Source organism: Amycolatopsis deserti, from assembly GCF_014653945.1.
Classification (GTDB): domain Bacteria; phylum Actinomycetota; class Actinomycetes; order Mycobacteriales; family Pseudonocardiaceae; genus Amycolatopsis_E; species Amycolatopsis_E deserti.
Genome location: NZ_BNAU01000001.1, coordinates 234,672 through 257,472, shown reverse-complemented (window position 1 = coordinate 257,472; position 22,801 = coordinate 234,672). Strand labels below are relative to the sequence as shown.

General features: G+C 72.4%; 22 protein-coding genes, 1 pseudogene and 1 riboswitch. Of the genes and pseudogenes, 9 read left to right on the top strand and 14 right to left on the bottom strand.

The window, feature by feature from the left end; translation table 11 throughout:
* Window positions 1-34: 34 nt before the first annotated feature.
* Window positions 35-535: a nuclear transport factor 2 family protein gene (locus IE290_RS01200; protein ID WP_191242610.1), complete on the top strand. Its 501-nt coding sequence runs from the start codon at window positions 35-37 to the stop codon at window positions 533-535.
* Window positions 536-639: 104 nt separating this feature from the next.
* Window positions 640-1,272, top strand: a complete 633-nt coding sequence (locus IE290_RS01195; RefSeq protein ID WP_229874026.1) for a hypothetical protein — start codon at window positions 640-642, stop codon at window positions 1,270-1,272.
* Here IE290_RS01195 and IE290_RS01190 read toward each other — a convergent pair.
* From IE290_RS01190 to IE290_RS01130, 13 genes and pseudogenes are all read right to left on the bottom strand, one after another.
* Window positions 1,269-2,169: pseudogene (locus IE290_RS01190) on the bottom strand (IS5 family transposase). The gene IE290_RS01195 and the pseudogene IE290_RS01190 overlap by 4 nt on opposite strands.
* A 48-nt stretch (window positions 2,170-2,217) precedes the next feature.
* Window positions 2,218-3,282 (bottom strand): LLM class flavin-dependent oxidoreductase, encoded by a 1,065-nt coding sequence (locus IE290_RS01185; RefSeq protein WP_191242609.1) that lies wholly within the window; start codon window positions 3,280-3,282, stop codon window positions 2,218-2,220.
* A complete protein-coding gene (locus IE290_RS01180; RefSeq protein WP_229874024.1) occupies window positions 3,279-4,595 on the bottom strand; it encodes an NtaA/DmoA family FMN-dependent monooxygenase in 1,317 nt (438 codons plus the stop codon). Before IE290_RS01180 ends, IE290_RS01185 begins: the two co-directional genes overlap by 4 nt.
* A complete protein-coding gene (locus IE290_RS01175) occupies window positions 4,592-5,638 on the bottom strand; it encodes an LLM class flavin-dependent oxidoreductase (RefSeq protein WP_191242608.1) in 1,047 nt (348 codons plus the stop codon). The genes IE290_RS01180 and IE290_RS01175 overlap by 4 nt, the downstream gene beginning before the upstream one ends.
* A complete protein-coding gene (locus tag IE290_RS01170) occupies window positions 5,635-6,648 on the bottom strand; it encodes an aldo/keto reductase (protein WP_191242607.1) in 1,014 nt (337 codons plus the stop codon). The genes IE290_RS01175 and IE290_RS01170 overlap by 4 nt, the downstream gene beginning before the upstream one ends.
* Complete coding sequence (locus tag IE290_RS01165; RefSeq protein ID WP_191242606.1) at window positions 6,645-7,664, bottom strand: aldo/keto reductase; 1,020 nt, start codon at window positions 7,662-7,664, stop codon at window positions 6,645-6,647. The genes IE290_RS01170 and IE290_RS01165 overlap by 4 nt, the downstream gene beginning before the upstream one ends.
* Window positions 7,665-7,673: 9 nt before the next feature.
* A complete protein-coding gene (locus tag IE290_RS01160) occupies window positions 7,674-8,867 on the bottom strand; it encodes an acyl-CoA dehydrogenase family protein (RefSeq protein WP_191242605.1) in 1,194 nt (397 codons plus the stop codon).
* Window positions 8,864-9,745: an LLM class flavin-dependent oxidoreductase gene (locus IE290_RS01155; RefSeq protein WP_191242604.1), complete on the bottom strand. Its 882-nt coding sequence runs from the start codon at window positions 9,743-9,745 to the stop codon at window positions 8,864-8,866. The genes IE290_RS01160 and IE290_RS01155 overlap by 4 nt, the downstream gene beginning before the upstream one ends.
* Window positions 9,742-10,944, bottom strand: a complete 1,203-nt coding sequence (locus tag IE290_RS01150) for an LLM class flavin-dependent oxidoreductase (RefSeq protein WP_191242603.1) — start codon at window positions 10,942-10,944, stop codon at window positions 9,742-9,744. Before IE290_RS01150 ends, IE290_RS01155 begins: the two co-directional genes overlap by 4 nt.
* 11 nt (window positions 10,945-10,955) lie before the next feature.
* A complete protein-coding gene (locus IE290_RS01145) occupies window positions 10,956-12,593 on the bottom strand; it encodes a dipeptide ABC transporter ATP-binding protein (protein WP_191242602.1) in 1,638 nt (545 codons plus the stop codon).
* Complete coding sequence (locus tag IE290_RS01140) at window positions 12,590-13,441, bottom strand: ABC transporter permease (RefSeq protein ID WP_191242601.1); 852 nt, start codon at window positions 13,439-13,441, stop codon at window positions 12,590-12,592. The genes IE290_RS01145 and IE290_RS01140 overlap by 4 nt, the downstream gene beginning before the upstream one ends.
* The gene (locus IE290_RS01135) at window positions 13,438-14,391 is read right to left on the bottom strand and encodes an ABC transporter permease (protein WP_191242600.1); all 954 of its coding nucleotides are present in this window, start codon (window positions 14,389-14,391) and stop codon (window positions 13,438-13,440) included. The genes IE290_RS01140 and IE290_RS01135 overlap by 4 nt, the downstream gene beginning before the upstream one ends.
* Window position 14,392: 1 nt before the next feature.
* Window positions 14,393-16,105 (bottom strand): ABC transporter substrate-binding protein, encoded by a 1,713-nt coding sequence (locus IE290_RS01130; RefSeq protein ID WP_191242599.1) that lies wholly within the window; start codon window positions 16,103-16,105, stop codon window positions 14,393-14,395.
* A gap of 243 nt (window positions 16,106-16,348) precedes the next feature.
* On the opposite strand from IE290_RS01130, the gene IE290_RS01125 reads away from it, so the two are divergent.
* From IE290_RS01125 to IE290_RS01115, 3 genes are all read left to right on the top strand, one after another.
* Window positions 16,349-17,254 (top strand): LysR family transcriptional regulator, encoded by a 906-nt coding sequence (locus IE290_RS01125; RefSeq protein ID WP_191242598.1) that lies wholly within the window; start codon window positions 16,349-16,351, stop codon window positions 17,252-17,254.
* A gap of 63 nt (window positions 17,255-17,317) precedes the next feature.
* Entirely contained in the window at window positions 17,318-18,154 is an 837-nt protein-coding gene (locus tag IE290_RS01120; RefSeq protein WP_373300364.1) for a DUF1206 domain-containing protein, read from the top strand.
* Between the two features lie 23 nt (window positions 18,155-18,177).
* Window positions 18,178-18,570, top strand: a complete 393-nt coding sequence (locus IE290_RS01115) for a hypothetical protein (RefSeq protein ID WP_191242597.1) — start codon at window positions 18,178-18,180, stop codon at window positions 18,568-18,570.
* On the opposite strand, the gene IE290_RS01110 is transcribed toward IE290_RS01115, so the two are convergent.
* On the bottom strand, window positions 18,567-19,154 hold the full coding sequence (locus IE290_RS01110; protein ID WP_191242596.1) for a cysteine hydrolase family protein: 588 nt from the start codon (window positions 19,152-19,154) through the stop codon (window positions 18,567-18,569). The genes IE290_RS01115 and IE290_RS01110 overlap by 4 nt on opposite strands.
* Window positions 19,155-19,216: 62 nt before the next feature.
* On the opposite strand from IE290_RS01110, the gene IE290_RS01105 reads away from it, so the two are divergent.
* The 4 genes from IE290_RS01105 to IE290_RS01090 all read left to right on the top strand — a co-directional run bounded on the left by IE290_RS01105 (window position 19,217) and on the right by IE290_RS01090 (window position 22,799).
* A complete protein-coding gene (locus IE290_RS01105) occupies window positions 19,217-19,594 on the top strand; it encodes a VOC family protein (protein ID WP_191242595.1) in 378 nt (125 codons plus the stop codon).
* A gap of 201 nt (window positions 19,595-19,795) precedes the next feature.
* Window positions 19,796-19,906, top strand: a riboswitch (guanidine-I (ykkC/yxkD leader).
* A 54-nt stretch (window positions 19,907-19,960) separates the two neighbouring features.
* On the top strand, window positions 19,961-21,487 hold the full coding sequence (locus tag IE290_RS01100) for an amino acid permease (protein WP_191242594.1): 1,527 nt from the start codon (window positions 19,961-19,963) through the stop codon (window positions 21,485-21,487).
* Window positions 21,484-22,185, top strand: a complete 702-nt coding sequence (locus IE290_RS01095) for an urea amidolyase associated protein UAAP1 (RefSeq protein WP_191242593.1) — start codon at window positions 21,484-21,486, stop codon at window positions 22,183-22,185. The genes IE290_RS01100 and IE290_RS01095 overlap by 4 nt, the downstream gene beginning before the upstream one ends.
* On the top strand, window positions 22,182-22,799 hold the full coding sequence (locus tag IE290_RS01090; protein ID WP_191242592.1) for an urea amidolyase associated protein UAAP2: 618 nt from the start codon (window positions 22,182-22,184) through the stop codon (window positions 22,797-22,799). Before IE290_RS01095 ends, IE290_RS01090 begins: the two co-directional genes overlap by 4 nt.
* Window positions 22,800-22,801 lie beyond the last annotated feature (2 nt).

The window sequence follows — 22,801 nt, the reverse complement described above, 5'->3', positions numbered from 1 at the left end:
GCAAGTACAGTTGCCGTCGTCATCGAGGAGAACCATGTCCGACGCCCTCGGCCCGCTCGAGATCCTCCTCGCGGAGCGGGAGATCCAGCGCACCCACTTCCGCTTCTTCCAGCTCGCCGACGCCGGCGACTACGCCCGGCTGGCGCGGGAATGCTTCACGCCGGAGGCGGACATCGAGTACACGATCATGCCCGGCCCGCCGCAGCGGTTCCACGGCCGCGACGAGTTCGCCCGCTTCATGCTCGCCGGCGGACGGCGTCCGGGGCCGGCTGTCGCGCACGTCGCCGGCCAGAGCAGCATCGACTGGTCGTCGGGGCGGCCGCACCTGTCCGGCTACGCCACCGTGTGGCACTGGGCCGCCACCCGCACCGCGAGCGGCGAGCACCGGCCGGCCGACTGGACGACGATCGGCCGCATCGAGGACGACTACGAAGAGGCGGGCGATCGCTGGCTGATCGCGCGCCGTCACGTCTCCCCCGCCGCCGGGCTCGTGGCCACCGGCTCCGCGCCGGGACTGGGCCGACCGGCCCGGTAGCACCGCCGCCTCAGCACGGTGACGCGCGGCGATCCGAAGCCGAGGTCGAGGGGCAGTCCTGGTGGGCACAGCGCCGGGAACCGGAACCGGTCACAATGGAGCACATGAAGAGGGGGATTCGCGGCTGTCTGCTGGCCTTGCTGGGCGTCGTGGCGCTGGCGATCCCGTCGGCCGCCGCGATCACGACGACCGCGCCGCCGCGGGTGGCCGGGCCGCCGCCGGTCGTGCCGGGCTGCGAACAGGGTTGCCAGACCGTGTTCTCCGCCGCGCTGCCCGGCGGCCACCGGCTCGACGGGCTGCACGGAGCCGGCGGCAGCGTGCTGGCCTACTGGAACGGCGCGAGCCTGGTCGACACGGCGCAGGTCCTCGGCAGCGACGGGCACCCCTACGAGCGGCTGACGGCCGGCCTCTGCGGCGCGGGGTGGTGCTCCGTCGCGTTCGAGTACGGCGTGCACTCCGCGGCCGTCGCGGCGCTGCGGGTGGACACGAAGATCACGGTGGACACCGCGGTGGAGGGCGTCTCGGCCGACGTGCGCGACCTCAACGCCGACGGCCTGCCGGACGCCGCGGTGCGGCAGAGCACGTACGAGCCCAGCTTCGCGCTCGCACCGCTGTACTGGGTGACCTACCTGCAGCAGGACGGCCACCTGATGCCCACCGGCTGCACGACGCCGGTGCAGGCGTACGAGCCGGCCCCGGTCACCCCGGCGACCGGCCCGTGCCCGACGAACATCTAGCTCGTGTCTGACGATGCCTTTGTCCAGGTGGTGGTGTCGTGGATGAGGATGGCTGCGCGGTAGAGGGTGGCGAGTTTGTCGTAGCAGGTGGCGTGCCGCGCCATTGTTTGAGCTGGTTGAAGCTGCGTTCGATGACGTTGCGGCCGCGGTAGTCCTGGGCGTCGAAGGCGGGTGGGCGGCCGCCGCGGGACGCGCGGCGTTTGCGGTGCCCGATCTGGTCGGCGGGTTCGGGGATGACCGCGCGGATTCCGCGGCGGCGCAAGTGTTGGCGGATGGCGCGGGAGGAGTAGGCCTTATCGCCGCGCACTCGATTGGGCCGGGTGCGCGGCCGGCCGCCGCCCAGCCGGGGGACCTGCAGGTTGGCCATGAGCGGTTCGAACATCGGGGAGTCCCCGGCCTGCCCGGCGGTGAGCAGGGTGACCAGGGGGCGGCCGTTGCCGTCGGCCAGCCGGTGGATCTTGGTGGTCGGGCCGCCGCGGGAGCGGCCGATGGCGTGGTCAGGCGGCTCGATGCCGGGTTTCGTGTAGTTCGATCCAGCCCCCTGTGTGGCGGGTGATGGTGGTGGCGTGCTGGTGGGCGCGGGCGATGGTGGAATCCACCGAGACTGCGCAATCAATCTCACCCGCTGCGGCCAGCAGCCGCTGGAGCACCACATCCCAGGTGCCCGCCTCGGCCAGCCGGGCGGTGCCAGGTCCAGATTGTCTCCCATGGACCGAACACCGCCGGCGCATCCCGCCACGCGATCCCGCACCGGTAGCGGTAGATGATCCCCTCCACCATCGCCCGGGCGTCGGAGAACGGCCGCCCCGGCCTCCCGGTCCGCACCGGCAGCAAATCCTCGATCAACCCCCACTGCTCATCCGAGAGCAACTCAAACCGCGACACGAGCAGCACGATCCCAGCCACCAGCCAGATCTTTGTCAGACACGCCCTAGGCGGCAGCGCTCACCCGTCCGCGCGCAGCAGCGGCAGCAGCTGGTCGCCCTGGCGCTTGATCTCCGGCAGGTACGGCGTGTCCGACAGCACGAAGTGCGTGATCCCGAGCGCCTGGTACCGGCGCAGCGACTTCGCCACGTCCTCGGCCGACCCCACCAGCCACGTGGTCCCCGCGCCGCCACCGCCGTAGCGGCCCGGCGCGGTGTAGAGGTTGTCGTCCAGGACGTCGCCGCGGGCGGCGAGCTCCAGCAGCCTCTGCTGGCCCGTGGCGACGAAACGGTTCGGGTCGCGGGTGATCGTGCCCTTCGCCATCGCCGCGACCTTCGCCTCCGCGTCGGCCCACGCCTGCTCCGTCGTGTCCCGCACCAGCGTCGTGACGCGCAGCCCGTACTCCAGCGGCGGGTGCTCGCGGCCCAGCTTCTCGCTCAGCCGCTCCAGCCGGTCGATCCGCTCGGCGACCCCGTCCAGCGGCTCGCCCCAGAACAACTGGACGTCGGCCTCGGTGGCGGCGACCTCCTCGGCCGCCGCCGACGCGCCACCGAAGTACAGGCGGGGATGGCGTCGCGCGCCCCGCACCACCGGCCGCGGCGCGACCGTCGCCTCCGTCACGCTGAAGTGCTCGCCGTGGAACGTCACGTTCTCTTCCGTCCACAGCTTGCGCACGATCCGCAGGAACTCCCTGGTGCGTGCGTACCGCTGGGCCTGGTCGCCCTCGCTGTCGCCGTAAGCGGCCAGGTTGTCCTTTCCGGACACGATGTTGACCAGCACCCGCCCCTGCGTGAGGTGGTCCAGCGTCGCCGCGGCGGAGGCGAAGTTCGCCGGCCGCCAGTAGCCGGGCCGCACCGCGATCAACGGCTGGAACGTGGTCGTGCGCGCGGCCAGCGCGGTCGCGACGGTGAAGGTGTCCGGCCGTCCCCAGCCGGTGCCGATCAGCGCCCCGCCCCACCCGTGCCGTTCCAGCGCCTGGGCCTGGGCGGTGAGGGTGTCCAGGCTGTTGTGGTCGGCGGTGACGGCGTCGCCGCGGTGGCCGGGCTCGGCCTGGTTGGGGATGTACCAGAGGAATTCCAGGCTCACGACAGTGCTCCCTCGGTCGAGCGCGCCAGCAGACGGCCGCGCAGGGTCGGGTGGCCGTACCCGGTCTGGAACGGGCCGCGGTCCTGCAGGATCGGCACGACCAGCCGGGCGAAGTTCGCGAAGTCCACGGCGGTGTCGGCCGGCATCACGGTGAACCCGTCCGCGGTGCCGGCTTCGAACCACGCCTGCAGGTCGTCGGCCACCTGTTCCGCCGAACCGGCCAGCAGCCGGTGACCCGCTCCCCCGGCGCCGCGCTGCACCAGCTCCCGTGGCGTGCGCGGTCCTTCCGCGATCAGCGCGCGGGTGGAGGCGTTGAACCCGGCGGAGAAGGCACCTTCCGGCACCGTGTCCGGCAGGTCCGCGAACGCGATCGGATCGTCCGGCCCGAACTTCTCCGGCGGCAGCCCGAGGTTCGCCACGAGCGCCGCGGACAGGTTCTCAACCGGCAGCGTCGCGTACAGCTCCTGCTCCCGGCGCCGCGCCTCGGCCTCGGTTTCGGCGACGAGCACGACCACACCGAGGGAGACCTTCACGTCGTCCGGGTGCCGCCCGGCCCGCGCCGCCCGGCGCCGGACGTCGTCGCGGAAGGCCACCGCCTTGGCCTGGGTCTGCGCCGCGGTGAACACGACGTCGGCGAACCGGCCGGCCAGCGCGAGCCCGTCCGCGGAGCCGCCGGCCTGCACGATCACCGGCCGCCCCTGCGGTCCGGCGGTCACCGGCAGCGGCCCGGCGACCGAGAAGAACTCGCCGACGTGGTCGATCTTGTGGATGCGGTCCGGATCGGCGTAGCGACCGCTCTCCTTGTCCGCGACGATCGCGCCGGGCTCCCAGCCGTCCCACAGCCGGGTCACCACGTCGAGGAACTCGTGCGCCCGCCGGTACCGCTCGCGCTTGCCCGGGTGCTCGGCCAGTCCGAAGTTCGCCGCCGCCGCCGGAGTGCCGGTGGTGACGATGTTGACCGCGGCCCGGCCCTTGGTGACGTGGTCGAGCGAGGAGAACCGGCGCGCGAGGTTGTAGGGCGAGTTGTAGGTGGTCGAACTGGTGACGATCACCCCGAGGTGGGTGGTGATCGCCGCCAGGTGGCCCAGCAGCACGAGCGGGTCCAGGCCGGTGCCCGGGCCGTCCTCGATCTCGCCGCGCAGCGCCGGGCCGTCGCCGAGGAACACCGCGTCGATCTTCGCGTCCTCGGCGATGCGCGCCAGCCGCCGGAAGTGGTCGATGTCCAGGTAGGCCAGCGGATCGGCGTGCGGGAGCCGCCACGCGGTGCGGAAGTGGCCGGGCGTCATCACCGACAGGTTCAGGTGGAAGGTCACGCCGGGCTCCACCCCAGCAGCGGCGCCAGCTCCTGCGCCGTGGCCGTCAGCAGCCGCACGTGCTCGTCGAACGCGGGCACCCCGGGCACGAAGCTCACCAGCAGGTCGGTCACCTGCCGCAGTGCCGGGTCGGCGGCCAGCTCGCCAGCCAGCTCCCCGGCCGGGCCGAGCAGCGCGTGGTCGGCCGCCAGGTACTCCGCGACGCCGAGCTCGCCGGCGTCCCGCCGGTGCGACTGCCAGCTCTGCCACCGCCGCACCCCGGGCGTCACCAGCCGGACCGCCTCCGCACGGTCGGGGTGCGGGTAGACCGCGCGCGACACCTGCACCCGCGGCGCCCGGCCGGGCTCGGTCCACGCCGCGCGGTAGGCCTCGATCCACTCCGCCTGCGCCTGCTGCGCCTCGAGCACCGAACCGCCACTCCAGGCGGTGGCGCGTGAAAGCTGCAGCCCGTCCCCGGCCCGGCCGGCGGCCGCCGCCGAGGCCACGGCCCGCGACGGAGCACTGGTCGTGGCCTGCCACAACCGCTGCCGCACCCCTGCTCCAGACGGGTGCAGCACCTCGCCGAGGCTGTTCAGCGCCTTGCCGTCCAGCACCTCGTGCAGCCGCGCCACGGAGGCGTCGAACAGCTCGTGCCGCCGGTCCAAGTCCTGCCCGAACGCCTCCCACGCGCCGGGGAACGGACCGGAGCCGACGCCGAGTTCGAGGCGCCCGCCGCTCAGCTCGTCCAGGGTCGCGGCGTCCTCGGCCACCTTGAGCGGGTCCTCCAGCGGCAGCACCAGCACCCCGGTGCCCAGGCCGATGCGGCTGGTGTGCTCGGCGATCGCGGCGAGCACGACCAGCGGCGCGGACACGTGTTCCTTGCCCTGCCGGAAGTGCCGCTGGATCACCCAGCCGGAGTCGTAGCCCAGGTCCTCGGCGATCCGGAACAGCTCGATCCCCTGCCGGTAGGCCCGGGCCGGCGGCAGGTCCTCGTCCAGGTGCAGCAGGAAGTTCAGGCGGAAGGGCCGCCCGTCCTCGACACCGGCACCGATCGGGGCGCTCACAGGTTCAGCCCGGTGCCGTGCACGCCGTGCTCGTCGATCGCCGCCAGCTCCGCCTCGGTCAGCGGCGGGAAGTCCAGCGCGCGCACGTTGTGGTCCAGCTGCGCGACCGAGCTGGCCCCGATCAGCGCCGAGGTGACCTCCGGGCGTCGCAGCACCCACTGCAACGCCAGCTGGGCCAGCGACTGGCCCCGCTCCCCCGCGATCTTGTTCAGCGCCGCGGCCCGCTGCCGGTAGGTGTCGTCGATGACCTCGGGCGACAGGAACGCGCTGTTCCGCGCCCGCGCGCCGTCGGGGATGTCCACCAGGTACTTGTCGGTGAGCAGGCCCTGCGCCAGCGGCGAGTACACGATCAGGCCGAACCCGTCCGCGGCCGCCTGCTCCAGCAGGCCGTTGCGCTCGATTCGCCGGTCGAAGATCGAATACCGCGGCTGGTGGACCAGCAGCGGGACCCCGGCCTGCCGCAGCAGCCCGGCGATCTCGCGCGCCCGGTCCGGCGGGTAGTTGGAGATGCCGACGTAGAGCGCCTTGCCCTGCCGCACCGCGCTGACCAGGGCGCCGGCGGTCTCCTCCAGCGGCGTGGTGTCGTCCGGGCTGTGGCTGTAGAAGATGTCCACGTAGTCGGTGCCCAGGTCGCGCAGGCTGTGGTCCAGCGAGGCCAGCAGCGACTTGCGGGAGGCGCCCTTGAGGTAGGGGCTCTTGCCGATCGGGTTGCCGGCTTTGGTGGACAGGATCAGCTCGTCCCGGTACGGCTTGAGGTCCTTCGCGAGCACCTGGCCGAAGAACTCCTGCGCCGCGCGGTGCGGCGGGCCGTAGCGGTCGGCGTTGTCGAAGTGGGCGATGCCCAGGTCGAACGCGCGCAGCACGATCTCGCGCCGGGTGTCGAAGGAGTAGTCCGGGCCGAACTTCTGCCACAGCCCGAAGGAGAACGCGGGCAGGTCGAGACCGGAATGGCCGGCGCGGCGGAATTCGGCGGCGTCGTAACGGTCTTCGGCGGGCGTGTAGGTGCTCATCGGGCCTTCCTGTTGTCGCGGACGGGGAATTCCCGGCCGGTGTCGCGTTCGAGGAACTGCGTGCCGGGGCTGACGATCTCGTCGATGCGGTCGAGGGTGTCCTCGGTCAGCTCGACGGTGGCGGCTTTGAGGTAGGCCGCCAGGTGGTCGCTCGTGCGCGGGCCGATGATCACGCTGCTCACCGCCGGGTGCGTGAGCGCGAAGCCGACGGCGAGGTCGACCAGCGACAGGCCGCTGTCCTCGGCGAGCCGGGCGAGCGCGTCGGCGGCGGTGAGCTTGCGGTGGTTGCGCTCGAGCGAGACGTCGAACCGGCCGGGCACGAGATCGGCTCGCGCCGAGTCCGGTTGCCCGCCGCCGATCCGGTACTTGCCGGACAGCCAGCCGGCGGCAAGCGGGCCGTAGCCGAGCACGCCGACGCCGTACTTGCGTGCCACCGGGAACACCTCGCGCTCGGCGCCGCGCACGAGCAGCGAATAGGGCACCTGCTCGGTGTGCGGGGCGATCAGGCCGTGCTTCTCGGCCAGCCAGTGGGCCTCGACGAGCTGGTGCGCCGGGAACACCGAGGTGCCGTAGTAGCGGATCTTGCCCTGGCGGACCAGGTCGCTCAGCGTCTGCAGGGTTTCCAGCAGGCTCGTGCGCGGGTCCGGGCGGTGGGCCTGGTAGAGGTCGAGGTGGTCGGTGCCCAGCCGCCGCAGGCTGTCCTCCACGGCGCGCACGATCCAGCGGCGGGACGTGCCCGCCTGCCGCGGGTCGTCGCCGAGGCGGCCGGAGAACTTGGTGGCCAGGAAGATGTCGTCGCGCCTGCCCCGGACGGCCTTGCCGACGATCTCCTCGGAGCGGCCCTGGCCGTAGACGTCGGCGGTGTCGATCGAGGTGATCCCGGCGTCGAGCGCGGCGTGGATGATCCGGACGCTTTCGTCTTCGTCCTGCCATCGCCCGAAGTTCATGGCGCCGAGGGTGAGCGGGGTGAGCAGGACGCCGGTGCGTCCCAGCACCCTGCCGGGTTCGAGGGTCATCGATCTCCTTCAGAAGAGCCCGGTCGTGGGCGGTTCCTCGCCGGTGAGGTGGTAGGCGCCCGCGACTGCGGCCTTCCAGCGGCGCGGGTTGTGGTTGGCGACCACGCGGGCGTTGCGCCAGTGCCGGTCGAACCCGAGGTCGCGGTCGGTGATCGAGCCGCCCGCGACGTCGAAGAGCAGTTCGGCGGCGCGCAGCGCGGAGTCGATGGCGACCACGCCGCTCTGCGCCACCGTCACCGCGGCCTCCGCGCCGGCCGTGCGCGCCGCCGGCCCGGTCAGCCCGCGCACGCGGTCCAGCACTTCGGCGGCGAGCAGCACCGCCGACCGCGCGGCGTGGGCACGGGCGGCGATCTCCCCCACGACCTCCCGCACGTAGGGGTCCTCGACGCTGCGGGTGGCCGAGCTGTGCTTGATCGGGCGTGCCTTCTCCCGCGCGAACCGGGCCGCGTCGTCCAGCGCCGCGGCGGCGATGCCCGCCTCGATCGCGGCCAGGTAGAGCTGCGCGAACGACCCGAGCCAGGGGTTGTCCAGCAGGTGGTTGTCGCGGGGCACGACCTCGTCGGCGGCGGCGCGGACGTTCACCAGCCGGGTGGTGCCGCTCGCGGTGAGCCGCTGGCCGACGGCGTCGAAGTCGTCGAGCCGCTGCACGCCCTCGCGGTCGGCCGGCACCGTGAAGAACACGACCTCGCCGTGCTCGTCCTGGGCCGAGCCGGAGAACCACGTCGCGTAGAGCCCGCCGGTCGAGTAGTACTTCTCGCCGTTGATCAGGTAGCCGTCGCCGTCGCGGCGGATGGTGGTGCTGACCGATCCGCTGGCGCCGCCGGTGCGCTCGTTGCTGGTGCCGGCGAAGAGGTCACCGGCGCGCAGCCGCCGCAGGGTCACCTCGCGGTGCGGCAGGTCGGGCCGCGTCGCCACCCGGTTGGCGGTGAGGAAGCTGCCGCGCAACGCCTGGGCGACGTTCGAATCGGCCCGGGCGATCGCGACCACCAGATCGGCGACGTCGCGCAGCGAGCCGCCCGCGCCGCCGTCCTCGACGGCGATGCCGGTCAGCGTGATCCGCTGCTCGGCGAGCGCGCGGACGTCGGCGAAGGCGTGGTCGCGGGCCCGTTCCCGGGCCGCGGCGGTGGCTCGCAGGCGCTGGAGGATCGGGGCGATCGCGGCGCGGATGCCTTCGACGGTCGGGGTGGCGGCCACCGCGGTCATGCCGCCACCTCCGCCCGCAGACCCAGTGCGGCGCGGAGGCTGGGCGCTTCGGCGACCTCACTCGCCCACGCGCGCAGCACCGCCGCCACCTCCTCGGCGCCGCCCGCGGGCACCAGCTCCACGCCGTCCAGCCGGTGTTCGTGCACCCACACCAGGACCTGTTCCGGCGAGCCGGCCGGCACCCGTCCCAGCAGCGCGACCTCGCGGCGGTCGCGACCGGCCTGCCGCAACGCGTCGGTGAGCGCGGCGTCGGCGCCGGCCGCCTGCTCGACCACGACCACATCCGCCGACTCCGCCACCGCGGCCGGGTCGAGCACGCCGAGGTCGGCGACCAGGACCGGGCGGCCCTGCGGCGACGACGGCCCGTCGAGCGGGCCCGCGACCCGGTAGAAGGCGCCTTCGTGTCCGATCGGCCGGATCAGCTCCGCGCGCGCGACCACCGCCGCGGCCTGGTCCCCGATCAGCGCCCGCCGCGGGAACGACTCCCACAGCCGGGTCAGCACACCGGCGTACTCGCGCCAGCGGCGGAGCGGATCGCCGGCGGCGGGGTCCGGGGCGGTCGCGTCGCTGACCTCGTCCCCGCCGCCGGGCAGCAGCGCGATGCCCGCCCGGCCACCGGTGGCGCGATCCAGCGACAGCACCCGGCGCGCGGTGTTGTAGGGCGCGTGGTGGGTCGTGGGGACCTCGGCGACGAAACCGATTCCACTGTGGACCCCGGCCAGGTGCGCGGCGACCACGGTCGGGTCGAGGGTGCGCTCGCCGTCGAGCAGGCGGATCGACGCGACACCGGAGTCCCGCGCCAGTGCGGTCAGGGCGCTCGCTTCGGTCAGCGAGACGCGGTCGCCGACCGCGAGGGCCAGTTGGACGATCGTGCTCATCGGGTGGCTCCTTCGAGGACGGGCAGGCCGAGGTGGTCGCGCAGGGTCGCGCCGTCGTAGTCGGCGCGGAACAGCCCACGCCGGCGCAGTTCGGGCACGACGTGGTCGGCGAAGTCGTCGAAACCGGAGGGCAGCACGTCGGGCATCACGTTGAAGCCGTCGGCCGCGCCGGCCCGGTACCAGGTCTCGATGTCGTCGGCGATCTGCTCCGGCGTGCCGGTGACGATCCGGTGCCCGCCACCGCCGGACAGCCGCTTCAGCAGCGTGCCCAGCGTGGGGTTGTCCCGGTCGATGATCTCCTTGACCACCCGGTAGAAGGTCTGCGAACCACCGGCTTCGTCCGGTTCGACGAGCAGATCGGCCGGGATCGGTTCGTCGTCGCGCAAGCCCTCCAGCGAGATCCCCAGCTGGCCGGCGAGGCGGCCGCGGGCGTAGGCGTCCGGCAGCAGCTCGTCCAGTAGTTCCCGGCGCCGCCTGGCCTCGGCCTCGGTGCCGCCGATGACCGTGGACAAGCCGGGCAGCACCACGATCTCTTCCGGGTTCCGTCCGAACTGGACGGCACCGGCGCGGATCCCGGCCCGGAACGCGCGGGCGTGCTCCAGGTCCTGGTCGGCCGAGAACACCACCTCGGCGACCCGCGAGGCGAGCCGGCGGCCGTCGCTGGACCCACCGGCCTGGACCACCACGGGCCGCCCCTGCGGGGAGGCGAACCGGGTGCGCGACGCCCACGCGGCCACCACCTGTTCGGTGAACCACGCGGCGCGCTGGTACCGCGCCGCGTGGTCGATTTCGCCGTCGCGGCCGAAGTTGCGCGCCGCCGCCGGACCGGCGGTGGTGACCACGTTCCAGCCGAAGCGGCCGCCGCTGACGTGGTCGAGGTCGCCCAGGCGGCGCGCCAGCTCGACGGGGTCGTTGTAGGAGGAGGACAGGGTGCCGATCAGCCCGATCCGCTCGGTCCGCGCGGCGATCCGGGCCAGCACCGTGGTGGGCTCGAGGTTGTTGCCGGTCCGGTGCTCGATGCCCGGGTCCAGCGCGGGCCCGTCGGCGAGGAACACCGCGTCGAGCTTGGCCTCCTCGGCCTTCCGCGCGATCGAGGTGTAGTGCTCGATCGTGTAGCTCGCGGTGCCGTCGGTGCCCGGGAACCGCCAGGAACCGCCGAAGACACCGGCGTTGAGGATGTTGACGTTGAGGTGCAGCACTTGTTCGCTCCTCACCGGGTGCCCGCCGCGGCGAGCCGGGCGCCGGGGATCGCGTCCAGCAGTTCCCGGGTGTAGGGGTGGGCCGGTGCGCCGAAGATCCGCTCCACCGGGCCGGTCTCGACGACCGCGCCGTCCTTCATCACGGACACGTCGTGCGCGATCAACCGCACCACGCCCAGGTCGTGGGTGACGAACACGTAGCTCAGCCCGAACTCGGCCTGCAGGTCGGTCAGCAGCTGCAGGATCTGGGCCTGCGCCACGACGTCGAGCGCGCTGACCGCCTCGTCGAGCACCAGGATCCGCGGGGTGAGCGCCAGCGCGCGGGCGATCGCGACCCGTTGCCGCTGGCCGCCGGAGAGCTGACCGGGCAGGCGGTGCAGGTGTTCTTCGCCCAGCGCCACCGCCTTCAGCAGCTCGGCCACCCGCTCGGTCCGCTGGCGTTTCGTGCCGCCCAGCCCGAAGGCGCGCAGCGGTTCGGCGATCAGCTTGGCCACCGTCCAGCGCGGGTCGAGCGAGGTGAACGGGTTCTGGAACACGAACTGCAGGTCCCGGCGCACGGCCCGCAGCTCGGCCCGCGGGAGCCCGGTCAGCGGGCGCTCGGCCAGGTGGACGGTGCCGCTGTCGGCCGTGGTGAAGCCGGCCAGGATGCTCGCCAGCGTCGACTTGCCCGCGCCGGACTCGCCGACGATGGCGTGCGTGGTTCCCTCGCGCACCTCCAGATCCGCGGAGTCCAGGGCGCGCAGCTCACCCCGGCCGCGCAGCCGGTAGGTCTTGGTCAGCGCCCGCGCCCGCAGCACGACGTCACCCGCGACCGCCGGGGCGCCCGAGGCCGGTTCCAGGCGGCCGGGGTGCCGCGCGGGGTTGGCGTCGAGCAGCTGCCGGGTGTACTCGTCGGCGGTGCTGTCCAGGACCTCGCGCACCGGACCGGATTCGACGATCCGCCCGCCGCGCATCACCAGGATCCGGTCGGAGCGGTCGAGCGCGACGCCGAGGTCGTGGGTGACCAGCAGGATCCCGATGCCCAGTTCCTCCCGCAGCCGCACCAGGTGGTCGAGGATGACCTTCTGGAACGTCACGTCCAGCGCGCTGGTGGGCTCGTCGGCGACGATGATCTTCGGCCGGCCGGCCAGTGCGATCGCGATGAGCGCGCGTTGTTTCATGCCGCCGGACAGCTCGTGCGGGTACTGCGCGAACACCCGCCCGGCGTCGGTCAGGCCGGCGGTGCGCAGGCTCTCCAGCGCGGCTTCCCGGTGTTCGGCCGGGGTCCGCTTGCCGGGCTCGTTGAACCGCACCGCCTCGATCACCTGCTGCCCGATCCGCTTCACCGGGTTGAGCGAGGTGTTGGGGTCCTGCGGCACGAACCCGACGTGGTTGCCGCGCACCAGCGCCATCCGCTGATCGGGCCAGCCGGTCACGTCCACGCCGGAAAACGCGATCGTGCCCGACCGGATCCGCGCGGACTCGGGCAGCAGCCCGAGCGCGCCCTGGATCACCGTGGTCTTGCCGGACCCGGACTCGCCGACCAGCGAGACGAACTCGCCCGCTTCGACGTGCAGGCTCACGTCGTGGACCGCGGTGGTCCAGGCGCGGCGGCCGGTGCGGTAGTCGACGGCCAGTCCGGTGATCCGCAGCAGCGGGTCGTCGGTCATCCGTGGTCCTTTCTCAACGACGTGCTGATCCGGTGGGTGGCGAGCACGACCGCGGCCAGCGCCACGCCCGGCAGGAGGGAGATCCACGGGTGCACGGCCACGAAGTCGCGGCCCTCGGCGACCAGCAGCCCCCACTCGGGCTCGGGTGGCGGGGCGCCGTAGCCGAGGAACCCGAGCCCGGCGACGGACAGGATCGCGGTGCCGATCTCCAGCGCGGCCAGGGCGAGCACCGAGCTCAGCGAGTTCGGCACGATGTGCCGGACCACCACGCCGAGCCGGCGCACCCCCAGGCCGTATGCGGCGCGCACGTAGTCCCGCGAGGCGACCGACAGGACTTCGGCCCGCATCACCCGGGCGAACGAGGCGATCGAGGAGATCCCGACGGCCAGGGCGATGTTGTTCGTCGAGTAGCCCAGCACGGACACGATCACCATGGCCAGCAACAGGTTCGGGATCGCGAGGAACACGTCGACCACGCGCATGATCGCGGTGTCGGCCCAGCCCCCGGCGAACCCGGCGGCCAGCCCGAGCAGCGACCCGAGGCCGAAACCGATCAGCACGGCGAACAGGGTCGCGGTCAGCGTGGTGCCCGCGCCGTACACGCTGCGCGCGAACAGGTCGCGGCCCAGCCGGTCGGTGCCGAACCAGTGCTCGGCGCCGGGCGCGGCGAAGCTGGCGTCCGGGTCGCCGGCGTAGGGGCTGTAGGAGGTGAACAGCGACGGGAACAGCGCCCAGCCGAGCGCGATCGCGACGATCACCCAGGCCAGCACCAGTCCCGGTGCGCGGAAGCTCGCCGACAGGCGCCGGAGCGCGTCGGTCCGCCGGGGAGCCAGGACCTTCACGCTCATCGCGTCCCCCCGGCGGCGAGCGTGGCGCGCAGCCGCGGGTCCAGCAGCGGGTACACCAGGTCCACGACCAGGTTGATCACGGCGAACGCGGCCGCCACGAACACGACGATGCCCTGCACCAGCGGGAGGTCTAGGGTGTTGATCGCGGTCTGGGTCATCCGGCCCAGCCCCTTGCGGGCGAACACGGTCTCGGTGATGACCGCGTTGACCATCAGGTTGCCGAAGGTCACCGCCGCGATGGTCAGCGCGGGCAGGCTCGCGTTGCGGAAGACGTCGCCGACGATGATCCGGCCGCGGGTGGCGCCCTTGGCCCAGCTGGTCGTGACGTAGCCGGAGCGGAACTCGGTGGCGAAGGAGCGCACCAGCAGCTGGGCGATCGGCCCGGACACCGGGATCGCGAGCGTGACCAGCGGCAGCACCAGGCTCTGCCAGCCGCGCTCGCCGAACGCCGGGAACCAGCCCAGCCGGAACGCGAAGATCTGCAGCAGCAGGATCCCGGACAGGAACACCGGGATCGACACCGACGCCGTGGGCAGCGACTCGACCAGGTTGCGCAGCCACCGCTGCCGCGCCGCGGTCGCCACCAGCGCGACGACGAACGCGATGACCAGCGCGAGCGCCAGCGCCCCCACGGCGAGCCCCAGCGTGGCGGGCAGGACCCCGGCGATCGAGGAGGTGACCGACGCCCCCGTCTGGGCGGAGGTGCCGAAGTCACCGCGGATCGCGTGGCCCAGCCGGTCCAGGTACTGCACCAGCACCGGCTCGTTGAACCCGTAGTTGTCGGCCACCTGCGCCCGGACCTCGGGCGGCACCGAGTTGACCTCGGCGGGGTCGAAGAGCAGGTCGACCGGGTTGGCCGGCAGGACGAACAACAGGACGAAGGTCAGGGTGAACGCGGCCCAGACCACGAACACCGCCCGGCCGGCCTTGCCGGCGACGTAACGCAGCATGTCAGTTCCCGGGGTTCTTCCAGGCGTCGACGAAGTGGTTGCGGGACTGCGCGTCGAACACGATCCCGTGCACGTAGGGCGCGTGCGCGATCACCTGGGACGGGTTGTAGACCGGGTTCACCAAGGCGTACTTCTCCAGCAGGATGTCCTGCGCTTCCTTGGCGTAGGCGGTGCGCGTGGCCGGGTCGAGGGTCGTTTCCAGCTTGCCGAGCACCTGCGCGAGCTCGTCGACGTTCACCCCGGTGGAGTCCGCCGACAGGTAGGTGCTGTTGCCCGCCGACGGACCGAACTGCAGGTTCAGCGCGGCCGGGTCGTTGCGGGAGCGGTTGGCGGCGGTGATGTTCCAGTCGGTCTTCGCCTTGGCCTGCTGGGCGGTGTAATCCGGGATGGGGACGACGGTGAGCTGCAGGTCGATGCCGATCTCGCGCAGGTCCTGCTGCACCGACTCGTAGGCGGGCTTGTTGACCACCAGGTTGTTGATGCCGAGCAGCTTGACGGTGAGCTTCTTGCCGTCCTTTTCCCGGATGCCGTCCGCGCCGGGCACCCAGCCGGCCTGGTCGAGGAGGCGCTTGGCCTGCTCCGGGTCGTACCGCAGCACGGAGCCGCTGTAGTCGGCGTAACCGGGCACCGACGGTTCGAGGATCGACTTCGCGACCGAATACGACGGGGTGAGGATGGTCTTCTCGATCGCCTGCCGGTCCCAGCCGAGCTGGATGGCCTTGCGGACGGCGATGTCGTTGGTGGGGAACAGCGAGCTGTTGAAGGCGAAGTAGATGGCGGTGCCCGAGACGCCACGGTGGATGATCTGGAAACCCTGGTCGGCCAGCGGTTTCTCGTCGGTGGTGCCGACGTCCAGGGTCGCGTCGACGGTGCCCGACACCAGCGACCCGGTGCGGACGCTCGCCTCCGGGATGGTGTTGAACACGACCTTGTCCAGGTAGGCCTCGCCGTCGTGGTGCAGCGCGGGCGGCGACCAGTGGTAGCCGGCGCGGCGCGCCAGCACGGTCTTGACCTGCGGTTCCCACGACTCGTAGACGAACGGGCCGGTGCCGATGACCTTCGTCGCGTCGGTGCGCTGCTCGGCGCTCAGCTTCAGCGTCGACAGGGACAGGAAGCCGGGTTGGGCGTTCGCGGTGAACGAGGTGGCCTGCAGGAAGCTGGCGAGCGGCCGGTCGAAGCTGATCGTGACGGTGTAGGGGTCGACGACCCGCGTCTCGCGGTACCCGCGCAGCAGCGAGGCGCCGTTGGGCAGGATGCCCAGGGCCGGGTCGCCGTGCACGTACTGGTCGAAGTTGGCCTTGACGACCTCGGCGTCGAACGGGGAGCCGTCGCTGAAGGTCACGTCGCGGCGCAGGTGGAAGGTGAACTCGGTGAGGTCGGCGTTGTACTCCCAGGACTGCGCGAGCCACGGCGTGATCTCGCCGGTGTCGGGGTCCTGCCAGGTCAGCTTGTCGGTGATGTTGTTGCCGATGAGCGATTCGGCGTAGTTGGTGCCCCACTGCGGGTCGGGGCTGCGCTGGTAGTCGATCAGGGCGAACTGCAGCGTGCCGCCGCGCACGGGAGCGCCGCTGCCGGCGGCCTCGCTCGATCCCCCGCTGCGGGCGATCGCGATGCCGATGCCGGCGATGAGGACGACGGCGACCGCGGCGGCTGCCCACCGCCATCTCCGGCGTGGGCGCTGGGCGTTCTCGAGGGCGGATCGGAGGTCGGACATGAATACTCCCGTGGGGACGGAAATCCATTGTGGATGGATGCGGAGAGCGCCGGTGCGTGATCGGACTATATGGAGCACCACGATTCCGGCCAACGTTTCCCACGGATCAGGATGACCTGCTGATCCACAGTGGACAGTCCGTCCGAGCAATGCGATCCCACTACCGGTTTCGTGCAGTTTTTCTTGACGGCCACGATGTGGGACGCGTCGACAGGCGCGGTCCGCATGTTCCAGGCTGTGGGCATGTACGACGTTCGGCGGCTGGTGCTGATCCGCGACCTCGCCGAACACGGAACGCTCGGCGCGGTGTCGGAGCTGCACGGCATCACCACCTCGGCGGTGTCGCAGCAGCTGCGTGCGCTGGAGCAGGAGGTGGGCGGCGCGCTGCTGCGCCGGGACGGCCGGGTGCTGCGGCTCACGCGCGCCGGGCAGGTCCTGGTCCGGCACGCGGCGAAGGTGCTGCAGGCCCTGGACGAGGCCGAAAGCGCGGTCGCGGCCGCCCAGGGCAGCACGTCGGGCACGGTGACGCTCGTCGGGTTCCGGACGGCGCTGATCGCGCTGGCGGCTCCCCTGCTCGGCCACCTCCGGGAACGCCACCCCGAGCTCGGCCTCCGGCTGGTCACCGCGATCAGGGACCCCGCGCTGGCCGCGCTGCGCACGGGCGAGGCCGATCTCGCGATCACCTACCACTACTCCTTCCGCAGCCCCTCGGTGCCGGGCGGGGTCGAGTCGGAGTTCCTGATGGCGGACCCGCTGGTGCTGCTCGCGCCGCCGGAGCGGCACGCCGCCGTCGCCGACGACGGACTGCGGTCGCTCGCCGAGGCCGACTGGATCGCGGCCGGCGAGGGCGCGCCGTCGATCGACTCGCTGCTGCACAACTGCCGGCTCGCCGGGTTCAGCCCGCAGATCGCGCACCGGATCGACAACTTCGGCGACATGGCGCGGCTGGTGGAGGCCGGCGCGGGCGTCACGATCGTGCCGCGGCTCGCGGTTCCGCCGGAGCTGTCACACCTGGTGGCGAGCCCGCTGGAACACGGCACGCGGCAGATCTCGGTCTCCTACCGCCCGGGCACCACGCGGCGCCCGGTGGTGGCGGCGGTGCTGCACGCCGTGCGCCGGGTGGTGGGCCTCCTCCCCCGCCGGGCATAGCGACACCACCTCCGGGGTACCCCCGATCGAGTGATGGTCGGGGGTGGATGAGGAGGCGCATCGATGACCAGCAGTGCGGCGGCGAACAGAACCACCGGCCAGGCGTCACGGGCCCGGGGCCGGTCCGCGGCGCAGGCGGCCGGGCGCGCGGGCATGGTCTGCTGGGGCCTGGTGCACCTGGTCGTGGCCTACCTGGCGGTCCGCGTCGCGTTCGGGGACGGCGGCAAGGAGGCCGACCAGAAGGGCGCGTTGCAGGAGGTCGGGTCCACCGCGGCCGGCCAGGCGATGCTGTGGGTGCTCGCGGTCGGGCTGGTCGCGTTCGGGGTGTGGCAGTTCCTGATGGCTGCCCGCGGCTACACCTGGGTGCTCAAGCGGGGCAAGCGGCTGCGCAAGCGCGTCGGTTCCGGGGCGCGGGGCGTGGTGGTGCTCGCCCTGGCCTACACCGCGATCCGGCTGGCCACGGGCAGCGGCTCGGCGAACGGCAACCAGCCGCAGCAGGAGTTCACCGCCCGCCTGCTCCAGCTGCCCGCCGGGCAGGCGCTGGTGGCGGTCGCCGGGGCGGCGGTGATCGCGGTCGGCGTCGCGGCGGCGGTCAAGGGCATCAAGCGCAGCTTCCTCGACGACCTGAACACCCCGAAGCTGCCCACGGGCAGCAAGAAGTGGGTCGAGTGGCTCGGCTCCGCCGGGTACGTCGCCAAGGGCGTGGTCTACGTGATCATCGGCGGGCTGCTCGGCTACGCCGCGCTGCGGTCGGACGCCGGCCAGGCGGGCGGGGTCGACAAGGCGCTGCGCACGCTCGCCGCCCAGCCCTACGGCGTGGTGCTGCTGGTGGTCGTCGCGGCCGGGCTGGCGGCGTTCGGCATCTACTGCTTCGCCGCGGCGCGCGCGCACAAGAGCTGACACTTCTGGCTAAGCTGACGCCCGTGACCATCTGGACGGACGTCATCAACTACGTACGCATCCGGTACGAGGTGCTGGAGGAGAGCGAGCACTGGCTGCGCTTCCGCCTGGACACCGACGGCGGCCGCAGCCAGCAGGTCACCGTGCACCACCTGCCCGACCTCGACGGCGCCGAATGGGCGGAGATCTCCTCGGCCGTGGGCTGGGCCGACAAGATCGACCTGCGCCGCCTGCTCGAGCTGGCCGGCGGCTCGTCGGTCGGCGGCGCCGCGGTCGTGGACGGGGTCGCGCTGATCAAGCACACCGTGCCGCTGAAGTCGCTGCACCTGCGGGAGGAGTTCGAGCGGCCGCTGCTGTCGGTCGTCGCGCAGGCCGACGCGTTCGAAAAGGAACTCTCCACCGGCGACGAGTTCTAGCCGCCGGTGATCTCGGCGGCCGTGCGGCAGCCCGCGGTCGCCAGGTCCAGGTTCGCCAGCGACGCCAGGTGCACGGCCTCGTCGGCCGCGGCCACGCAGTCGCTCACCGGGTGGACCACGAACCCGAGGTCGGTGGCGTGCCGCGCGGTCTGCTCGACGGTCAGGTTGGTGGCGACGCCGGTGACGAACAGCGTGGTGACGCCCGCGTCGCTCAGCCGCGCGGCGAGGTCGTTGCCGGCGAGCCCGGAGAGCTTCTGGTTGTCGGCCACGTGCCGTGCGAGGTGCGTCATCTCGGGGATGAGCTGGGCGCCCGGCGCGTCGGGCCGGAACTGCTCCTGCGCGTCGCCGACGGCCCGCATGAACGCCGTGTTGCGCACGAGCCGGCCCTCGTCCTCGGGGATCGTGAAGCGGGTGAAGTGGACCGGGATCCCGGCGCCCGCCGCCCACTCGTGGAACCGGACCGCACGGCCGACGACGCCGCTGCGCTCGACCGGCGCGGCGAGCATGCCGCCGAAGAAGCCCTCCGGTTTGATGACGTTGACCTGCCAGTGCAGGGCGAGCACGGCGGCGTGTTCCATGGTCATCCCCGCAGCCTATCGGCGGCCTACAGTGGGGGCACCACGTTCTGCGGGGAAAGGAGCCGGCCATGGCTGTCCAGCTCAACCACACGATCGTCGAGGCGCGTGACCGGGAGGGGACGGCGAAGTTCCTCACCGAGGTACTGGGGCTTCCGGACCCGGTTCCCTACGGCCCGTTCCTCGTCGTGCAGACCTCGAACGCGGTGTCGCTGGACGTGCTCCAGAGCGACGAGCCCGTGCATCCCCAGCACTACGCCTTCCTGGTCAGCGACGAGGAGTTCGACAGCATCTTCGAGCGGATCACCAGCCGAGGCCTGCCGTACTGGGCGGACCCGTTCGGCAAGGAACCGGGACGCATCAACCACCACGACGGCGGCCGCGGCGTCTACTGGAACGACCCGAACGGCCACCGGCTGGAGATCATCACGAAGCCTTACGGGGGTTAGCGCAGCTCGGCGAGCAGTTCGCGCCGCGCGGCCGGGCCCCGGTGCCCGCACGCATCGATCCACCCCTCCTTCGCGGCCCCCTGGTTAACCCCGGATCACGTGATCCGCCCCCGCGGGAGGATCACCGATACCCCGCGTTAACGCGCGCGACCCGGCGGTGACACGGGCGCCGGGTGCACTGTTCCACGACCCGCAGCACGTGCGGGGCGCGTCTAGGGTTCCGCCACCGCCACGGTGGGCCTGGTCCGAGAGACGCAGGCGGTCCGCGCCGGATGCGGAACCGTTCCACGGCGGGAGAAAAGCCCGGGAGGCCATCACGGCCCCGGGCTGCGTGCGTGGTCCGGGGAAGCAGATCCGGAGGTGGGTATGTCCGTCACGCATCCCCCGACCACGAACGACGCCACCGACACCGATGCCGGGGATCTGTCCGGCTTCGGCTACGGCCAGCAGCTCAAACGCAAGATCGGGTCCTACGGGTCGTTCGCCGCGGGGTTCTCCTTCGTCTCCATCCTGACCACCGTCTTCCAGCTGTTCTTCTTCGGCTTCTCCTTCGCCGGCCCGGCGTTCTTCTGGACCTGGCCGATCGTGCTGGCCGGGCAGCTGCTCGTCGCGCTGTGTTTCGCCGAGCTGGCCGCCCGCTACCCGATCTCGGGCGTCATCTACCAGTGGTCCAGCCGCCTCGGCGGGCGGCTGTGGGGCTGGACCGCGGGCTGGCTGATGATCGTCGCGCAGACGGTCACCCTCGCCGGCGCCGCGATCGCCCTGCAGGTCGTGCTCCCGCCGGTCTGGTCCGGCTTCCAGCTGATCCCCGGCGACTCCGCCCTGACCTCCCCCACCGGCGCCGCCAACGCCGTCCTGCTCGGGGTGCTGCTGCTGGCCGTCACCACGGCGATCAACGCGACCGGCGTCCGGCTGATGTCGATCGTCAACAGCGTCGGTGTCACCTGCGAACTGGTCGGCGTCGCGCTGCTGTGCGTCGCCTTGTTCGCCCGCGCCGAACGCGGCCCCGGCGTGATCCTGCAGACGCAGGGCGTCGAAGGGCACAGCTACCTGTGGGCGTTCGCGGTGTCCGGGCTGATGGCCGCCTACGTGCTCGTCGGCTTCGACAGCGCGGGCGAGCTGTCCGAGGAGACGCGCAACCCGCGCCGCACCACGCCGCGCACCATCCTGCGCGCGGTGCTGATCTCCGGTCTCGGCGGCGCGCTCATGCTGCTGGCCACCTTGATGGCCGCGGGCAGCGTCACCGACGGCAGCCTCGGCGACCCGGCCCTGGGCCTGCCCGGCGTGCTGATGAGCCGCCTCGGCGACACCCTCGGCCGGGTGTTCCTGGTGGACGTGGCGATCGCGGTGACGGTGTGCACGCTGGCGATCCAGACCGCCGCCACCCGCATGGTCTTCTCGATGGCCCGCGACCGCGTCCTGCCCTTCGCCGACGGCCTGGCGCGGGTCAACCCGCGCACCGGCACCCCGGTCCGCGCCTCGGTCGTGGTCGCGGTGGTAGCCGCCGCGGTGCTGCTGATCAACATCGGCAACCCGGCGCTGTTCACCACCGTCGCGAGCGTCTGCATCATGCTGCTCTACCTGGCCTACCTGATGGTCACGCTGCCGCTGCTGGTGCGCCGCCTGCGTGGTCAGCTGCCGGCCGCCGACGGCTACTTCAGCCTCGGCCGCTGGGGTGTCGTGGTCAACGCGCTCGCGGTCGTGTGGGGCGCGGCGATGGCGGTCAACCTGGGCTGGCCGCGCGCGGAGGTGTTCGACCCCGAGGGCGGCCACCCGTACCTGCAGTGGTTCGCTCCCCTGTTCCTGGCCGGCGCGCTGCTCGTCGGCGCACTGGCCTACGTCGTGCAGGCGCGCCGGCCCGCGCTGGTCCCGGCTCTGGAGGGTGCCGCGTGAGCGAGATCCTGGTGTCCCACGAAATCCCCGGCGGCGCCGCGTGGTCGGTCCTCGTCCGCCGGGGCCGCGAGCTGAAGCTGACCGCCACCGGCGCCGGTGCGAACTGCTCGACGCTGCTGTTCGCCGCCCACCACCCGGTCGACCGGCTCAACGTCCCGGACACGCTGAAGGCCCAGATGAGCGCGCGGATCCACGCGCCGATGGTGCTGATGTCCGACCGCGGCGCCGCGCTGTGCTCGGTCACCGGATCCTCGCTGGACTGGCACGACGCGCTGTGCGGACATTCCGTCGATGTGGACCGGTTCGGCCCGTCGTCCTATGCGGCCGATCGCAACGCCTGGCGGCGCTCCGCGCGCGACGGTTTCCTGAGCGAGCTGCGCAAGCACGGCCGCGGCCCGGCGGATCTGCACGCGTGCGTCAACTTCTTCAGCAAGGTCGCCACTGCCGGTGACACCGCGGGCACGCTGACCTTCGCGCCCGGGCACGCCTCCGCGGGCGACTGGGTCAGCCTGCGGATGGAGATGGACGTGCTCGTGATCCTCTCCACCGCACCGCACCCGCTCGATCCACAGTGGAATCCGGCCGCGGTGCTGGCGGAGGTGCGGCCCGCGCCGGAACCCGGGCCGGACGATCCGTCGTGGACGTTCCGCGACGAGAGCGCCCGCGCCCTGCGAGCTGCCCGGGAGGTGCTGGCATGACCGAAACCATCACCGCCGCGGTGCTCGACACCACCGTCGCCGACGGGGACGGGTTCCTGGGCACCGTTCCCGCGGGCGGGACGTTCCGGATCGTCGACCTGCACGGCAACCAGGCCGTGGACACGCTGTTCTACGACGCCGCGGACCTGGACAACCGTTACAGCGCGATGGACACCGTGCGGGAGCAGGGCCGCGCCTACCTCACCACCGGATCGCGCCTGCTGTCGGTGAACCTGGACGTGCTCGCCACGATCACCGCCGACACCTGCGGCCGCCACGACACCCTCGGCGGGGCGTGCGCACAGGAGTCCAATGTGGTCCGTTACGGCGAGCACACCCGGCACCAGCACGCCTGCCGGGAAACCTTCCTGCGCTACGGCGCCCAGGTGGGGATCGGGGCCCGGCAGCTCGGGCACAACATCAACTTCTTCATGAACGTCCCGCTGACCGTCGACGGCGGGCTGACGTTCGAGGACGGGCTGTCCGCGCCCGGCAAGTACGTCGAGGTGCGCGCCGAGCGCGACCTGTACGTGCTGATCAGCAACTGCCCGCAACTGAACAACCCGTGCAACGGCTGGAACCCCACGCCGGTGCGGCTGCTGGGCTGGTGGTGACC

Coding starts and splice junctions, on each gene's coding strand:
- IE290_RS01145 (WP_191242602.1), bottom strand. CDS start 12,593: ATGACCGACGACCCGCTGCTGCGGATCACCGGACTGGCCGTCGACTAC.
- IE290_RS01135 (WP_191242600.1), bottom strand. CDS start 14,391: ATGCTGCGTTACGTCGCCGGCAAGGCCGGCCGGGCGGTGTTCGTGGTC.
- IE290_RS01105 (WP_191242595.1), top strand. CDS start 19,217: ATGGCTGTCCAGCTCAACCACACGATCGTCGAGGCGCGTGACCGGGAG.
- IE290_RS01165 (WP_191242606.1), bottom strand. CDS start 7,664: ATGACCCTCGAACCCGGCAGGGTGCTGGGACGCACCGGCGTCCTGCTC.
- IE290_RS01125 (WP_191242598.1), top strand. CDS start 16,349: ATGTACGACGTTCGGCGGCTGGTGCTGATCCGCGACCTCGCCGAACAC.
- IE290_RS01170 (WP_191242607.1), bottom strand. CDS start 6,648: ATGAGCACCTACACGCCCGCCGAAGACCGTTACGACGCCGCCGAATTC.
- IE290_RS01160 (WP_191242605.1), bottom strand. CDS start 8,867: ATGACCGCGGTGGCCGCCACCCCGACCGTCGAAGGCATCCGCGCCGCG.
- IE290_RS01120 (WP_373300364.1), top strand. CDS start 17,318: ATGACCAGCAGTGCGGCGGCGAACAGAACCACCGGCCAGGCGTCACGG.
- IE290_RS01155 (WP_191242604.1), bottom strand. CDS start 9,745: ATGAGCACGATCGTCCAACTGGCCCTCGCGGTCGGCGACCGCGTCTCG.
- IE290_RS01130 (WP_191242599.1), bottom strand. CDS start 16,105: ATGTCCGACCTCCGATCCGCCCTCGAGAACGCCCAGCGCCCACGCCGG.
- IE290_RS01090 (WP_191242592.1), top strand. CDS start 22,182: ATGACCGAAACCATCACCGCCGCGGTGCTCGACACCACCGTCGCCGAC.
- IE290_RS01100 (WP_191242594.1), top strand. CDS start 19,961: ATGTCCGTCACGCATCCCCCGACCACGAACGACGCCACCGACACCGAT.
- IE290_RS01195 (WP_229874026.1), top strand. CDS start 640: ATGAAGAGGGGGATTCGCGGCTGTCTGCTGGCCTTGCTGGGCGTCGTG.
- IE290_RS01110 (WP_191242596.1), bottom strand. CDS start 19,154: ATGACCATGGAACACGCCGCCGTGCTCGCCCTGCACTGGCAGGTCAAC.
- IE290_RS01140 (WP_191242601.1), bottom strand. CDS start 13,441: ATGAGCGTGAAGGTCCTGGCTCCCCGGCGGACCGACGCGCTCCGGCGC.
- IE290_RS01200 (WP_191242610.1), top strand. CDS start 35: ATGTCCGACGCCCTCGGCCCGCTCGAGATCCTCCTCGCGGAGCGGGAG.